Origin of the sequence: Butyrivibrio sp. X503, assembly GCF_003625475.1 — a bacterium.
In the GTDB taxonomy this organism is placed as follows: Bacteria; Bacillota; Clostridia; order Lachnospirales; family Lachnospiraceae; genus Butyrivibrio.
In genome coordinates this window covers 110,469-125,261 of sequence record NZ_RAIQ01000005.1, presented here as the reverse complement: position 1 = coordinate 125,261, position 14,793 = coordinate 110,469, and the positions used below count along the sequence as shown (strand labels likewise).

Below are 14,793 nucleotides of genomic sequence, written 5' to 3'. Positions count from 1 at the left end.
ATTATAAGATTAATAAAAGCAATAGTTCTTTTGATAATCTTTTTCTAAAGTACCTAATAAGAAAAAATTATCACTTTGGCCGCCTGAATTTGCAGGCTTGGCTGCATTATCTCCAGTTATGCCCCCAGACTTTATCGCATAGATCTATGCAATATTGCATGGTAAAAGAGCCGTCTTGAAGCTTTATTTCATTTTCCTTAGCCAGGTCTTCGGAATAGTCCGAAAGCGGATAAACGGTAACTCCGTGTTCCTTGCTGCTCTCGTGACACACAACCGCTTCAACCTCGTGGTCTTTGATGACCGCTTCTCCCGCCGGATTCTTGGTTATCGTAACCTTGGCCATTCCTCCGACGCTTCTGTTGGAAACGCCTTTGCCCGTTGATGATGTCCAACTCACGAAGTTTCCGAGCGAGTAATAAACAAGCATGTCTCCGCCGCCGTGATTATTGGTTATCCCAGTGTTCTCATCCTCAATCATCTCTACAGGTTCAATAACATGAGGATGCGCGCCGATGACAAGATCTGCACCGTTTTTTCTGAAAATGTCTGTCCAGTACTCCTGATACGCATCGGTTCCGAGATTGTACTCTGTTCCCCAGTGCGGTATTACAAGCGTGAAATCAGCATTTTCTTCCGCATACTTAAGGTCTTTTTCCACCTTATCTTTTTCAAGCATATCTACAGCATGAGGCATATCCTTGGGAAAAGCTATTCCGTTGGTGCCGTAGGAATAGTTAAGGATCGCGATCTTAATGCCGTTTTTCTCGATGATATCTATATTTTCATATTCATACTCAAAGCCGTTAAGCCCGACAACTTTTATCTGCGGATAGCGCTGCTTCCAGAATTCATAGCAGTTGATGATGCCTTTTTTGCCCATATCAAGCGAGTGATTCGTCGCATGACAAACCACGTCAACTCCCGCCGCAACGAGCGCATCGCCGGCTTCATACGGCGCATTAAACATCGGATATCCGGACACGCCGAGTTCCTTACCGCCGATAATAACTTCCTGATTTACAATAGCGACATCCGCCGCTTGCATCTCAGGCTTAACGTGCTCGAAGATAAAGTCATAGTTGTAATTGCCCTCGGAATCCTTTGCCACGCGCTGAACAGGCTCATGAAGGAGAATATCTCCGACCATAAGTAGGGTCACATCGGAAGATTGCTCTTTCTGCAAAGTCGTAGAATCTTCTTTTGGCGACGATGCCAGTGATGCTTCGGCCGAAGCGACCTCCACCGAGGCTGCTTGCATGGATACAACTGAGTTGCCTGATATATCTGATGTTTGAACTCCCGCGTCTGATGCCCCCTGAACGCTTCCGTCGTTCCCCGTGGCTGCATTCGCCTGCTCTGCCTCCGGCGCGGATGACGCTTGAAAACTGCAACCGGAAAGACACAATATACATATTAGTAATATCAAAAAAATGCTTCGTCTATTCATATATTATTTCTATTAATCTTTTATGATTCTCCAATCTTTTGCAATAAAAAACCACCACACATCACGTGTGGTGGTTTGATTATATCACTCATCAAATGATCTTATCAAAAGTATCTGCGAGTGCAGGGTAGATATTCTTGAACTGCTGATATCTTGCCTCGTACTTAGCTACAAGCTCGGGATCGGGCTTCTCTGTCTTGTCAACCTTAACGATTGCTGCTGCAGCTTCCTCTACTGTCTTGTATGCTCCGCAAGCTACCATAGCAAGCATTGCACCGCCCATTCCGGGGCCTTCCTCACATGAAGGAACATCTACTTCTACGTTGAGGATGTTAGCGATCATCTTTCTCCAAAGAGGGCTCTTAGCTCCGCCGCCGCAGATCATTGTTCTCTTGGGAGCTACGCCGATGCTCTTAGCTACTTCGTACATATCTCTTGTTGCGAATGCAACACCTTCAAGAACAGCCTGTGTCATATCCTCTCTTGTTGTATCCATTGTGATACCTGTGAAGGTTGCACGTGCGTTAGGATTGTTCCAAGGAGATCTCTCACCCATAAGATAAGGAAGGAAGAATACATGGTTCTCACCAAGCTTCTCGATTCCCTTCTGCTCATCTGCGTAATCCTTGGTCTTGAGGATCTCATCCATCCACCACTTATTGCAGCTTGCTGCGCTGAGCATGCATCCCATGAGATGGAAATGTCCGTCGGCATGATCGAATGAATGAAGAGCGTTGTTGCTGTCTACCGCAAAGCTGTCGGATGACATGAAGATTGTTCCGCTGGTTCCAAGTGAAATGTTGCACTTGTTGTTTCCAACTGTTCCCGTACCTACAGCTGCTGCCGCATTGTCGCCGGCGCCTGCTGCGATAACTACGTCTGTGCTAAGTCCAAGCTCTGAAGCAAGCTCAGCCTTAAGCTGACCAACCTTTTCAAAGCTGTCAAAGAGCTGAGGAAGCATATCCTCTGTGATTCCGCAGATATCACACATCTCTTTTGACCACTTACGATTCTGTACGTCCAAAAGAAGCATTCCTGAAGCATCAGAATAATCTGTACAGAATGTTCCTGATAACTTATATGCAAGATAATCCTTGGGAAGCATTATCTTCTTGATTTTCTTGAAGTTCTCGGGCTCATTCTCTTTTACCCAAAGGATCTTGGGGGCTGTGAAGCCTGCGAACGCGATATTTGCAGTGTACTTGGAAAGAGTCTCTTTTCCGATCTCGTTGTTGAGATAATCAACCTGCTTCTGTGTTCTTCCGTCGTTCCAAAGAATTGCGGGACGGATAACGTTGTCATTCTCATCAAGAATTACGAGGCCGTGCATCTGTCCGCCGAAGCTGATACCCTTAACCTGTGATTTATCAACATCCTTAAGGAGATCCTTAAGTCCCGCGATTGCCTCGTTGTACCAGTCAGCAGGCTCCTGCTCTGACCAACCGGGCTGAGGGAAGTAAAGCTTGTACTCCCTTGATGTTGTTCCGTGAATCTTACCTGTCTCATCCATAAGCACGAGCTTAACGGATGATGTTCCCAAATCTACTCCAATATAAAGCATGTGTACCCTCCTAAATTAAATATACAAGCGCCCCACCTCAGGTCGCTGACATACTGTCTCAAAATTATACGTTTATTATAACTATATTCCCCTTGGCATTCACTCCAGTTTTTGCTGTGTACTACCTAATTATTGTTACTTATCTTTTTTCGAAAAAGGTATAAGTCTTAATTTAAACTCCGGATCATTTTTGGTATGTTCGTAAATAATCCATGCTTTACAAACATGTCTTACCACAAACAAGAGTAATATTACGCCAAAACCAAATCCTTCATACGGATCCATCGCTGTGCGAACAGTCACAACAATCAAAACAAGGTTTGCGGCTATCCATCCAAACATTATACCCCCATTATACCTTCCGCTAATAATTAAGAAAACTATGGTTTCCAATATGTATTGAATAATCAGAAACACGCAGATAATGATATTTACATTTTCATTGGAGCCGGGCATGTATGAACCGGACATAGCAATATTATAGATCAGCTCCAAAAAGGAAACCCCCGCAAAAATCATAAGAAGCTTAGCGGGATCATACTCCTTCAAACCATATTCATTATTCTTTTCATATTCCAAAACAGCATATGATTTGATCAAATAATATGAAAAAGCTGCAATAACAAAAATCCTGATAAAATCCAGTATATTCATTGCTATGGGACTGAACCTTCCCGTGTAAGCCTCAAATATATGAACATAAAAATTAAAAGGTAAGTATAGCCCATAAATAATAGGCGCATAGCTTATATATTTATCTATCTTTTTCATTTCTGTATCACCTGCCCATCGGATAATTCCACTATAAAACTATCAACACCAATCACATCTACAAAAGAGAATTGCGGTTCATATATCCACTCAAATTTATCATTCATTATTCCATACTTATCGTCGACAGTTTTTGCGATTATCATTGTACGTTCCGTATCTGTATCGTGATTATGCCGTTTTTCTACTTCTATATCTTTATATTCATATCCAAGCACCAACTCGCCCTTACAATTAACCACTCCGAATAACCCATCTTCGTTACAAACCGGATATATTCCTTCCATTTTCTCTGGTTTAACTTTCATGTTTTTTGCAAGGCACTCAAATTTCACTTCTTTGTCGCTTATAAATTTATATATGTCTCCCTTGTCTGATTGCTCTTCAACTATAAGATAAAGCTTGTCATCCACATAGCCCTCTACTATTGTTTTAGCCCCATCGGCGTATATCATATTGCCATCCGGATCCATTAAATAATATTGTTTTCCGTAAGCCAATTTGTCGTATAATAATATGAATCCGTCACTTGTAATTGATAATCCATCACACTCAATCTGCAACGGTTCTTTTCCCTCTCTCAAAACAACATAAAATCCATCACCTCTGTCATAATAAATTACGTCATTCTGATAATCGTAATGATACCGGTACTCCTTGTTTGTTGTACCCTTCCCCTGAGGCTCCATGATCATTGCATCCCCCAATGAAAACGCCCCTATTTCACCATCCATGGTGGTTATGGTATATACATCTTCAGTATTGTCATTTCCTTTATTTTTATATATATCCTTATATTTTATTTCAAGTATGGCATTACCTTCCGAATCAATGATTCCTTTCTTTCCATCCACTTCCGCAATCATTCTTCCGTTTCCAATTTTGGTCAGTCCATCGTATTTTTCAGGTGATAGTTCATTCCCATCTTTATCACATGTAAAGAACTTTCCATCGTTGTCCTGAATTATATAAAAAATTTTATTCTCAGGTTCTTTATTGTATCCTATCTCTATATTTTTATATCCGGAATTAAGAATATCATTTCCATCAAAATCAAATAATCTGTACTCCCCTGCAAAATCTTTTGTACATATCCTTTCATCCTGCATGGCAAAACAATCTATATCATAATACTTTGGTTCTATAATGATATTTCCGTTGAGATCACAGACTCCACACATTATTATTTGATCACCTTTTTCATCGTAATCTTCGGAATTAATTCCGAATACAATTCTTGATCCATAAACATGAACAAACGGATAAAATGTGTAGGGCTCCAGTATCCAATTTCCCTCTAGATCTACTAATGCGTCGTCTTCCCCCCTTTTTATAAGAATCAAACCTTCTTCTTTAAGATACTCATACGACGACAATACCCCTTCCCAATTATAAAAAGAAGGCTCCACTATCCATTGACCTTTGCCATCTGTTATTCCGTATTGACCTTCTGCCGGATCAAAAAGAACAATCAATCCTTCTTCTATAATCGAATAATCAGGATAATAACTCTTATCACTAATCCACTCATCAGAAAGGAAGTAAACCAGTTTTGCTAATACCCCTTCTTTAGCCGATAAGGCATTATTATTTCTCTTATATGGAAGTTTGAAATCTATATCATCAAAGGATTCAACATATTCAGTTCTATCCGTTTCCTCTGCGTCTGATTCAGATTTCACGGCCCTCAGTATATTTCCTTTCGAATCTATTTCATATTCTCCGGCTACTATTTCCTGACCTTCTATATAACCGCCGTTTTGTCCATCTTCGCTTTTTTTGTTTCCCTTATTTATAACAAAAAAGATTACCATGGCTATTCCCACAATGAAAAAGCCTATAGCAATCCTCTTTATCTCTTTAAGTCTTTGTTCAATTGTTTTCATCCCCAATTATCCTTCCTTTTACAATAACTCGGTCGGCATAAGCCGACCGATAAGCGTTTGATCAATCGTTCGCGTTGCCTTTAAATATAACGATGCCCTTCTTCTTGAACTTCTTTGCAGGTGCCGCACCGTCAGCTGTCGCGGTTGCCGTGCTTGAAGCGGGCTTCGATGCGCTTGCTGTCGTCGTTCCGGCTGTGCTCTTCGTCACGGTTCTCTTTACAGGCGAAGTGGCTCTTGCTGCTTTCTTGGCAGCCTTGGCTTCTTCCTCTCTTGCCTTTCGCTCGGCTGCTCTAGCTGCATCGGCTGCTCCGCGTGCCGCTCTCTTGGCTTCTGCTTCTGCCGCCACACGTGCGGGATCGCCGATCTTCATGGTAAGAGAGATTCTCTTTTTATCAACCTCAACATCAAGCACCTGAACGTCTACAATGTCGCCTACGCTCACTGCTTCAAGCGGATGCTTGATATATCTGTCTGTTATATGAGAGATATGAACAAGTCCGTCCTGGTGAACTCCGATATCAACGAAGCAACCAAAGTCGATAACGTTACGAACTGTTCCTTTGAGCACCATTCCGGGTTTTAAGTCCTTCATGTCAAGGACATCACTTCTAAGAATGGGTGCAGGCATATTCTCACGAGGATCTCTTGAAGGTTTCTCAAGCTCGCTAAGGATATCTGTAAGAGTGATCTCACCTATTCCAAGCTCCTCTGATAATTTCTTTTTCTCATTCTCTGTGATCTTGTGTGAAAGAGATGCCGCCGAGGCTCCGGCTGCGCTTCCCGATGCTGCTCCGGTGTCAGCCACGCCGCTCTTAGCGCCGCCTTTTCCGCCGTTAGCAACTGCCTTAGCATCATCAACAACCGCAAGATCACTTCCCGCAAGAGCTGCTGCGAGAGCCGCTCCCATAGCGGTATTGGTATTTCTGATAACTACCTGCTTGGGCTTTTTCTTGGGTGCAGGCTTCTCTGCTTTTACCGCGGGCTTTTCAAGAACTGCCTTGGCAGCGTTCTTCTGCGCTGCGCGCACATCGTCAAATGTTATTCCTAGCTTGTCCATGAGCTTCAAAGTAGCATCATATGACTCGGGATGAACGCTGGTGGCATCAAGCGGATTGTCACCGTCTGCGATCCTAAGGAATCCCGCGCACTGCTCATACGCCTTTGGTCCGAGCTTAGGAACGTTTAACAGCTCTCCTCTGTTCTTGAACTTACCGTTTTCTTCTCTGTAATCGACGATGTTCTTGGCGATCACTTTGGAAATTCCGGAAATATACTGAAGAAGTGGAGCGGACGCAGTATTAAGGTCTACTCCGACCTTGTTAACACAGTCTTCAACGACACCTTCAAGGGTCTCGCCGAGCTTCTTCTGGTTCATGTCATGCTGGTACTGACCGACACCGATTGACTTGGGATCGATCTTAACAAGCTCCGCAAGAGGATCCTGAAGTCTTCTTGCTATGGAAGCCGCACTTCTTTGTCCAACGTCAAACTGAGGGAACTCCTCGGTTGCGAGCTTACTTGCGGAATAAACGGAAGCACCGGCCTCATTAACGATAACATACTGAACGGGCTTAGAGAGCTCTTTTATCAGCTCTACGATTACCTGCTCAGACTCTCTTGAAGCAGTTCCGTTTCCGACAGAAATAAGATCTACATCATATTTATCAATGAGCTTTTTAAGCTCAGCCTTGGCTTCTTCAACCTTGTTCTGAGGCGCTGTGGGATAAATAACCTTGGTATCAAGGACCTTACCCGTAGCATCAACGATAGCAAGCTTACATCCCGTTCTGAACGCAGGGTCCCAACCAAGTACGGTCTTTCCTACGATAGGAGGTGCCATGAGAAGCTGAGTTAAGTTCTTACCAAATACGGTTATAGCGCCGTCCTCGGCTTTTTCCGTAAGCTCATTTCTGATATCACGCTCAATCGCAGGCGCAATAAGTCTTTCGTACGCATCCTGCGCGATCTCTTTTAACACATCTGTAGTTGCGGGATTCTCGTTCTTGATAAGCTTGGTCTCAAGGAATCTGAGGATCTGCTCCTCGGGAGCCTCAATCTTAACAACGAGGAACTTCTCTGCCTCACCTCTGTTGAGCGCAAGGATTCTGTGGCCGAGCACCTTGCTGATCGGCTCTTCGTAGCCGTAGTACATCTCATAAACGCTCTCAGCCTTCTCGTCCTTGGCCTTACTTGTAAGGAGTCCGTGCTCCATAGTAGCTTCTCTTATATATGTACGATAGTCCGCGTTGTCGGAAACATCCTCGGCGATAATGTCCATCGCACCCTGAATGGCGTCGCCCACCGTCTCGACACCTTTCTCTGCATCAACGAAGCTTTCAGCCTCTTCTTCAAGTGTCTTGGTCGTTTCCTGTGCAAGGATGATGTCGGACAGCCCTTCAAGTCCCTTTTCTCTTGCCACGCTTGCTCTTGTCTTTCTCTTTGGTCTGTAAGGAAGATAGAGATCCTCGATCGCAACCATGGTCTCAGCCGCAACAATCTTGGCTCTGAGCTCGTCGGTCATCTTGTCCTGCTCCTCAATGGATGCAAGAACCTGCTCTCTTCTCTCCTCAAGTCCTCTTAAATACTTAAGTCTCTCATCAAGGTTACGAAGCTGCTCGTCGTTAAGTGAGCCCGTAACCTCCTTTCTGTATCGTGAAATGAAGGGAATCGTATTTCCCTCATCAATAAGCTTTATCGCAGCTTCTACCTGCCATTTTTCTACTTTAAGCTCTTCCTTAATTTTTAAAACAATGTCCATACTGCCTCTTAAATCCCCCATAATTTTCGGTTAATTTTTTATAAAGTGCCACATACCCCATTATTATACCAATCGTAGCGTCCTGTTTTCAAGACTCCACACCCGCCCAAACATTGTAAAAAAGCACGTTTTATTATAGAATTTAAATTAACATACTATAGTTATAAAGGGCTTATTATGGGAGAAAACGGGGAAGATAATTACTATATCAACAATTTCAACTACAACAAGACTCACAACCAGCTTGATAAACATGTGAGCCTTGCCACTTTTGCTATGTTTACCGGTCTGCTTGCGATTCCGTTCTGTTTATTCGCGTACACCGGCATCATCATGGGAGGTGTGGCGGTTGTTCTGGCTTTTTTGTCCAAGGGAACCACAGCTAAGCTGCTCCCGCAAGCAAAAAGAGCCGTAATATTCGGTAGTATAGCCATTTTCATCGGATATGCCGTTATCATCGGCAGCTTCCATGCGGTGCTTACCGACCCGGAAGCAAGGAAGCAGGTGAACATCATGTCGGAGCGAATGAATGGCGAAAGCTTTGATGACATGTTAAAAGATCTCGGAATCGACGTGTCAACAGAGTGAAAAGAGGTGCCTATGAGTTTGATCGGTGCTGTAGGAAGCGGATACAACGCGTACAATTATCAAAATTCATTTAATTCAGGTGCTGCAACAAGCGGTGCGAGCGCGGCTGCGGCTGCAGAAGGAAGTAAACCCATTCTCAATCCGAATGAGTCCACACAGAGGGCTCCGGGCAAGGTTTCTTCGCCCGCGGAGTGCGAGACCTGCAAGAACCGTAAGTATCAGGACGGTTCCAATGAGATGGTTTCTTTTAAATCAGCACAGCATATTGACCCTCAGGCTGCGGCAGCGAGAGTTCGCGGTCACGAGGCTGAACACGTAAGTAATGCCTACAAGGACGCAGCCATGAAAGGCGGCAAAGTTCTTCAGGCTTCAGTATCACTTAAGACGGCGGTATGCCCCGAGTGCGGCAGAACCTACGTCAGCGGCGGCGAGACAGCCACCAAGATTAAATATTCCAACGAGGAGAATCCTTATCAGAAGGCCAGAAAGTCCATCGACAGACAGGGACTTGTGGGGGCCCACGTCGATATCGCCGGATAAGGTGGGGAGTTATTCATGACCGAACTTAAGAGTTCATCAGAGCTTAAAGCAATCGCAAAAGAAAAATCACTGGACAAATACGGCACACTTATTTTTGCAAACATTTTGATCTTTGCCATACAGTTCATACTATCGGCATTGGTCACGGTCAGCGGCCCCGCAAATATCTTTCTTTTCTGTATCAATGAACTAATCACACTCGTGATCAGTATTCTTGTCGGCATACTGGTATCCGGCAAGGCTTACCTATACATGAATCTTCTGTATTCACAGGCAGTTTCGACCAAAGACATTTTCTTCGGATTTAAACAGCATCCCAACAAAGCCGTGACTATTCAGGCTCTTTTTGTTGTGGTTGATTTCCTTGTGAGCATACCGGGATCGATCCTTATGTATTATCTTCGCTACAATGCTTCTTCGGGAATAATTGGAGCGCTTATCTTCGCGATCGCGATCGGACTTATTATAAACGTCTACGTTTCATTGACTTATTCACAGGCGTTCTTTCTTTTGCATGACTACCCTGATAAATCGGCAAAAGAGCTTTTGGCTTACAGCAAGAAAATGATGCAAGGCAACAAATTCAAGCTTCTTTACATACACATAAGCTTCATTCCCTGGTTCATTTTCGGAGTTATTACTCTTTTTATTCCGCTTCTTTGGGTCAGCGTCTACAGATATGCTACGCTCACTGCGTTTTATCAAGATCTGATAGTAAAGTACGGCAATGCCGGAAAGGTGGACTATGGACTTAATTGATGCAATAAAGGCAATAGACAAGCCGCACGTGGACGACGTGTTAAATCGTCTCTACACTACATGGGGCGAAAATCTCGACCCCGAGCACGTTCTTACAGAGTATCCCAGACCGCAATTCGTGCGCGACAGCTACGTTAATCTCAACGGTTATTGGGACTATAGCATTGTAAAAGAGTCTTCGTCAGACGACAACATACCTGAAATCTCTGACGGCAAGATACTTGTCCCCTTTTCACCGGAAGCCATTCTCTCAGGCGTCGAAAAGCAATTAAAGCCCGACGAGATTCTTTGGTACAAACGCTCACTTCCAAAACTTCCCAAAACTTATGATAATTCAAGATATCTCCTTCACTTCGGAGCAGTCGATCAGTTCGCGGACGTCTATATAAACGGCAAGCTCGCGTGCTCTCACAGTGGCGGATATCTCCCATTTACCATAGACATAACCGATTATCTTAATCGGGATGAGGCAAAAGAAAATACGCTTGTCATCAAGGTTCGTGATACAAGCGATACTTCTTATCATTCAAGAGGCAAGCAGACTCTGAAAAGAGGAGGCATGTACTACACCGCGCAGAGCGGAATCTGGCAGACTGTCTGGCTTGAAGAGGTTCCCGATATTTACGTAAAAGAGCTTAAGATAACACCGGAACCCGATCTTAAAACAGTATGCATTACGATCACCACAACACAGAGCACCTCCGTGTCTGTGAAAATTCCGGGACAAGAGCTTGTAAAGGCTCCCGCATCTTCCGATGCGCCGGAAAAGCATAACGCTTCCCTTGAAAACTTTTCATCGGATACTCGTCCGATTAATATTTCGGAAAATACCGATTCTCACTGCTATAAGTTCCGTTTCGAGCTTGAATCTCCGCATCTTTGGTCTCCCGAGGATCCTTATCTTTATCCTCTTCAGATCGTTGCGGGAAATGACCGCGTCCGTTCATATTTCGCGATCCGCTCATACGAGATAGCTACGGACTCTGCGGGAATAAGAAGATTCTTTTTAAATAACAGACCATATTTCCTTATGGGCGTTCTGGATCAGGGCTATTGGCCGGACGGCTTATACACAGCGCCTTCTGACGATGCTCTTATCTATGACATCAAAGAAATGAAAAGGCTTAAGTTTAACATGATGCGCAAGCACATCAAAATAGAGGCTGCGCGCTGGTACTATCACTGTGACAAGCTCGGAATGATAGTATGGCAGGACATGGTATGCGGCGGTTCTTCTTATGCCAAGCCCGTTGTGACTTATTTGCCGACTCTTTTCCCTAAGGTGTTCGGAAGGCTTTCCGACGGTCCCGCATATTACAAGACATTCTCAAGACACTCAGCAGAAGGCCGCAAAGAGTGGATAGAAGAGATGCAGAACACAATCAAGTATCTTTACAATGTTCCGTCGATCGCGACATGGGTTCTATTTAATGAAGGCTGGGGGCAGTTCAACGCTGCAGGCGCAACCATAATGGCTAGAGAATGCGACGACACACGCCCGATCGATCAGGCGAGCGGCTGGTTCGACGAAGGAACCGGCAACTACAGAAGCGTCCACAACTACTTCAGACCTCTAGCCGTTGAAATAGATAAGAACAAAAGAGCTTTCGTCATTTCCGAGTACGGCGGCTTCACTTGCCATATCGACGGCCATTCAAGCGTTGACAGAATCTATGGATATAAAAAATATGACACGCTTGACGCTCTCGGCGTTGCCTACTACAACCTTATAAACGGAAGCATCAAACCGCTTATAAAACAGGGACTTGCAGGTGCTGTATATACGCAGCTCAGCGACGTCGAAGAAGAAGTGAACGGTCTTATGACTTACGATCGAAGGATCACCAAGATCAACCCGAATTTAGACGGCGATATGTCGTATTTCCTGGAGGATGATGTCTTCCAAAATAGCGGCAAATAGAGTAAAATAGTTCTATCTTACTTTTATCGCACAGATATATGATTATGTGCAGGAATGAGGACAAAATGGAAAACATCAGAGCAGTTGTTTCTCTCGGTCACGAGGCGCTGGGCGTAACCACCAACGAGCAGATGAATGCTACCAAGGTTACAGCCAAAGCTCTTGCAGACCTTGTCGAGGCGGGTTATCAGCTTGTGATCACTCACAGTAACGGCCCTCAGGTCAGCATGATCCACAAGGCAATGACCGAGCTTCACAGAATGTATATAGATTATACTTCAGCTCCCATGTGCGTATGTAACGCCATGAGCCAGGGATATGTCGGATACGATATCCAGAATTCACTTAAGACCGAGCTTACAAGACGCGGAATCAGTAAGCCCGTAAGCACCATACTTACACAGGTTACGGTTGATCCTTACGACGAAGCTTTCTACGCACCGACCAAAGCCATCGGTCGTTACATGTCAAAAGAAGATGCCGATAACGAAGTTAAAAAAGGCAACTTCGTAAAGGAAGATCCCGGAAAGGGCTACAGACGAATAATAGCAGCTCCCAAGCCCATCGATATCGTTGAGATTGACGCTATCAAGACACTTGTTGATGCAGGTCAGGTCGTTATCGCTTGCGGCGGCGGCGGAATTCCCGTAATCGAGCAGGCTCACGTCCTCAAAGGCGCATCTGCTGTTATCGAGAAAGATGCTATCGCAGGTAAGCTTGCTGCAGACCTTAATTCTGACAGACTTATAATTCTTACTTCCGTTCCTTGCGTATACAAGAACTTCGGAAAAGAGGATCAGGAACCGATCATCAAGATGAGCGTCGCTGACGCCAAGAAATACATCGAAGCCGGCGAGTTCGGCGAAGTCGATATGCTTCCCAAAATCGAAGCAGCCATCGAGTTCCTTGAATCCAACCACAACGGATCTGTTCTTATCACTTCAATCGCAGCCGTTGATGATGCACTCAAGGGCAAAGCAGGAACATTTATTACATTTGAATGATAAACATAAAAGCTTCGAGCAGGAATCTAAGTTCCTGCTCGTTTTTTCATTTTATGATATTTCCTTCATTGTCTATAACGTGTTTTTCCCCTCTTACTTCATATTCAATATCTCCGGAGTCCGTTATATGTGTTTTTTCAATACCTAATTCGTCCATATTGAGGATCAATTTTCCTTCGGGATTCATCAAGCCTATAATATACATACTTTTACTGTCACCTTTATATACATAGGCAAGGCCCGTCTCATGGATTATTCTTATATGTTTGTATTTAGGCGGCGCAACTACTCTTCCGTCATCCTTCAAAAGTCCGTATCCACCCGTAAGTTCGGAATAAAACACTGTCACCCCATTTACAAATATTGTCGGATTCCAAGTCTCATGAGTCCTAAACTCATGTTTGAATATTTCAACTAATTCCTCGCTGTAATTCATACAGTCCGCAAAATCATCTCCCTGCATACCATAATCGTTTAAAGCCCTTAGTATATGCTGTCTATGAGATAAAGTTGCCCATTCAATAAGAGGCATATGTGTAACAACATTTTGGTCTGTATCTATAATGCTTTTTATTCCATCCCACGAAACACCGTTTTCATCGAAATCAATCCACTTATAGCACGGACCCGAATCCTTTTTAGTATCCTCATTTATAAAACCGTATTTATATCTTTGCAACCCTGTCCACTCCGGCATCTTATTGCAAATATCATATTCGAAAATATTATCTGTCCCTGTATTCTCTGACTCCTCGGATTCAATTTCCTTCTTTTTTTGCAAATACCAACTGTAATCTTCCTCATCATATGAATAGTATAAATACATTCCGGTTATGAACAAAGAAACTACCGCTACCGACAAGACAGCTCTTATGGCCCATTTGGTCTTATTACCTATAACAAATAATTCTCCACGTCGCAATCTCGCAATAAAAGAATTGTCGTACACTTTTTCACATGGTCCGTTGTAACAGTTCATGATCCGAGTTGTAGCCCGTATAAGCTTAAGCTCATATATAAATCTGATCAGCAGCGGAAGCCAATACATAAAGATAGGCATCTTTATAAAGAATCCAATAAAAGCAAAGAGAACAATAAAAAAGTTAAACGCACTCCAATTCTTGATTGATGCTTCATACCCGGGTCGAATTGTTTCAAGCCTAAAACAGTATGCCTCTTCAATTGCTATAGAATCAAGCACTATATATGATAAATAATCAAGTACAAGCTTTGTAAGTATTATGAGCATGATGATGTACGGCACATAGATCGAAGTGCTGTTCACAACAGATATTACCAGCTCGACAATATCCAGAATCATTGTTGCCTTTAAAAGCACACAGTAACCGACAAATCTTTTCCCGACATTTCTTTTAAGAAATCTGTATACCATGAAATACAGAAGAATCTTCACCCCGTACAGAGCATAATCTATCTGCGAGAAAATAAAAGGTTTATATATACTAAAGTTATGTATAAATAAATTTATAAAATTAAAAATAGCGATTGCATACAGAGCTCCCTTTATTGCTCCGGCATTGTTATGTCCTTTTTTCAT

Annotated in this window: 11 protein-coding genes; 5 read left to right on the top strand and 6 right to left on the bottom strand. The window is 43.5% G+C overall.

The window, feature by feature from the left end; all coding sequences use genetic code 11:
* Positions 1 to 106: 106 nt before the first annotated feature.
* From D6853_RS10670 to D6853_RS10650, 5 genes are all read right to left on the bottom strand, one after another.
* Positions 107 to 1,426: a CapA family protein gene (locus D6853_RS10670; protein WP_207667218.1), complete on the bottom strand. Its 1,320-nt coding sequence runs from the start codon at positions 1,424 to 1,426 to the stop codon at positions 107 to 109.
* 112 nt (positions 1,427 to 1,538) lie between these two features.
* A complete protein-coding gene (xylB, locus tag D6853_RS10665; RefSeq protein ID WP_120657999.1) occupies positions 1,539 to 3,008 on the bottom strand; it encodes a xylulokinase in 1,470 nt (489 codons plus the stop codon).
* A gap of 135 nt (positions 3,009 to 3,143) precedes the next feature.
* On the bottom strand, positions 3,144 to 3,779 hold the full coding sequence (locus D6853_RS10660; protein ID WP_120657998.1) for a hypothetical protein: 636 nt from the start codon (positions 3,777 to 3,779) through the stop codon (positions 3,144 to 3,146).
* Positions 3,776 to 5,665, bottom strand: a complete 1,890-nt coding sequence (locus D6853_RS10655; RefSeq protein ID WP_120657997.1) for a WG repeat-containing protein — start codon at positions 5,663 to 5,665, stop codon at positions 3,776 to 3,778. The genes D6853_RS10660 and D6853_RS10655 overlap by 4 nt, the downstream gene beginning before the upstream one ends.
* 61 nt (positions 5,666 to 5,726) lie before the next feature.
* Positions 5,727 to 8,423, bottom strand: coding sequence for a Tex family protein (locus D6853_RS10650; protein WP_120657996.1), 2,697 nt, complete (start codon positions 8,421 to 8,423; stop codon positions 5,727 to 5,729).
* A 177-nt stretch (positions 8,424 to 8,600) separates the two neighbouring features.
* Here D6853_RS10650 and D6853_RS10645 point away from each other — a divergent pair, with 177 nt between their 5' ends.
* From D6853_RS10645 to arcC, 5 genes are all read left to right on the top strand, one after another.
* Positions 8,601 to 9,011, top strand: coding sequence for a hypothetical protein (locus tag D6853_RS10645; RefSeq protein ID WP_120657995.1), 411 nt, complete (start codon positions 8,601 to 8,603; stop codon positions 9,009 to 9,011).
* 12 nt (positions 9,012 to 9,023) lie between these two features.
* Positions 9,024 to 9,551, top strand: coding sequence for a hypothetical protein (locus tag D6853_RS10640; RefSeq protein WP_120657994.1), 528 nt, complete (start codon positions 9,024 to 9,026; stop codon positions 9,549 to 9,551).
* A gap of 15 nt (positions 9,552 to 9,566) precedes the next feature.
* Positions 9,567 to 10,310, top strand: a complete 744-nt coding sequence (locus D6853_RS10635; protein WP_120657993.1) for a DUF975 family protein — start codon at positions 9,567 to 9,569, stop codon at positions 10,308 to 10,310.
* Positions 10,297 to 12,231, top strand: a complete 1,935-nt coding sequence (locus tag D6853_RS10630) for a glycoside hydrolase family 2 protein (RefSeq protein WP_120657992.1) — start codon at positions 10,297 to 10,299, stop codon at positions 12,229 to 12,231. The genes D6853_RS10635 and D6853_RS10630 overlap by 14 nt, the downstream gene beginning before the upstream one ends.
* A gap of 65 nt (positions 12,232 to 12,296) precedes the next feature.
* Positions 12,297 to 13,235 carry a carbamate kinase gene (arcC, locus tag D6853_RS10625; protein WP_120657991.1) on the top strand — a complete coding sequence of 313 codons (939 nt, stop codon included), beginning with the start codon at positions 12,297 to 12,299 and terminating at the stop codon, positions 13,233 to 13,235.
* Between the two features lie 46 nt (positions 13,236 to 13,281).
* Here the strand turns inward: arcC and D6853_RS10620 are convergent, their stop codons facing one another.
* Positions 13,282 to 14,793, bottom strand: coding sequence for a hypothetical protein (locus tag D6853_RS10620; RefSeq protein WP_120657990.1), 1,512 nt, complete (start codon positions 14,791 to 14,793; stop codon positions 13,282 to 13,284).